The sequence below is a fragment of the Actinomadura sp. NPDC048394 genome (assembly GCF_040651755.1).
GTDB lineage: Bacteria > Actinomycetota > Actinomycetes > Streptosporangiales > Streptosporangiaceae > Spirillospora > Spirillospora montaniterrae.
Map to the genome: position 1 here is coordinate 1 of NZ_JBEZJL010000191.1, position 1,522 is coordinate 1,522.

Annotated in this window: 1 protein-coding gene; it reads right to left on the reverse strand. The window is 69.3% G+C overall.

The genetic code is table 11. The annotated features are described in order from the left end of the window. Nucleotides 1–57 precede the first annotated feature (57 nt). A complete protein-coding gene (locus tag AB0C78_RS50780; RefSeq protein WP_360763067.1) occupies nucleotides 58–1,413 on the reverse strand; it encodes an extracellular solute-binding protein in 1,356 nt (451 codons plus the stop codon). Nucleotides 1,414–1,522 lie beyond the last annotated feature (109 nt).

The following is a 1,522-nucleotide window of genomic DNA, read 5'->3' on the forward strand; positions in this document are numbered from 1 at the left end:
CGCGCCGGGAATGCCGGGGCGGCGGCGGGACCGGCGGTCACGCCGGGCCGGTCGTCACTACTTCTTCTTCTGGAAGGCGCTGTAGTCGTCCTGGGCCGCCTTCATGACCTCTTGAGCGGACTTCTTGCCGGCGACGAGGCCCTGCAGCGGACCGCCGAACGCGTCGGTGAACGTCGGGGTCGTGTAGTCGATGTAGGGGGTGGTGCCGTCGTTCTTGCTGAGCTCGGCCCAGGCCGTCGACACCTCCTTCATCAGCGGCTTGTCCGGCTGCGTGGTCGCGGGCAGCACGGGGAGGCTGCCGGCCTGCACCGCCACGTTCATCGCCTCGGGCGAGGTGATGAAGTTGATGTAGGCGGCGGCGACGTCGGCGTGCTTGGACTTGGACGTGATCGACCACGGCAGGCTCTCGCCGCCCATCGTGGCGACCGGCTGCCCCGCCTGCGGCGCGGGCGGCAGCAGGAAGCCGACCTTGTCCTTCATCCGGTCGTTGAGGTCCGGCGCCCACCAGGTGCCGCCGAACATGAACACGCCCTCGCCCTTGGCGAAGTTCACCGGGGTGTCGTCCCACTTCACCGAGTTGGAGTCCTTGGTGAGGTAGCCCTTCTTCGCCCAGTCCGCGAGCTTCTGCGCGGCCTGCACGTTGGGCGCGTCCGTCCAGGAGCCGCCGCTGCCGAACACCAGCTTGCGGACGGCGTCCTTGCCGGTCGCCGCGTCCTGCAGGATGCCGTACAGCTGCATCGCGGGCAGCTTCTCCAGGTTGCCGAACGCGATCGGCACCTCGCCCTTGCCCTTGGCGGTGGCGAGCGCCTGCTCGAACTCGTCCCACGTCTTCGGCGGCTGGACGCCGAGCTTGGCGAGCTTCTCCTTGTTGTAGTAGAGCCCGACGATCTCGCCGTTCAGCGAGACGCCGTACAGGTCGCCCGACCCGATGAGCTTGCCGTCCTTGGTGACGCTGTTGAGGTCCAGCAGGCCCTTCGGGTACCGCTTGGACCACCCGTACGCCTGGTCGTAGGCGCCGAGCGGCAGCAGCATGCCGTCCTTGACGTACTGGGCCATGGACGCGTAGCCCTGGTTGGCCTCGACGACGTCGGGCGGGTTGCTGCCCGACAGCGCGAGCCGCAGCGTCTTCTGCAGGTCGCTGAAGGAGCGCGACACCCGCTTGATCTTCACGTTCGGGTACTTGGCCTCGAACTGGGCGTTGAGCTTCTCGATCTGCTCCTTCAGCCCGCCCTGGACCTCCTGGTCCCAGACGGTGAGCGTCACGTTCCCGGCCTTGGCGACGTCGGTGCTGACCGCCGCGGGCGCCTTGCTCGCCGGCTTGTCGTCCGACGAGCCCGGCGCGCAGGCGGCGGCGAGCGCGGTCACCAGGGCCGCCGCCGCGGCGACCGTGCTCCGTCTCATGAGCGTCGGCATTCCTGCGGCTCCTTTCTGTGCTGCTGTCCCGTGCCGGCGCCCCGGCCATCATGACCCCGCCCGGGATCGTCAGCGCCAGCACGGTGGTGCCGTGCGGCAGCTCCGGGAC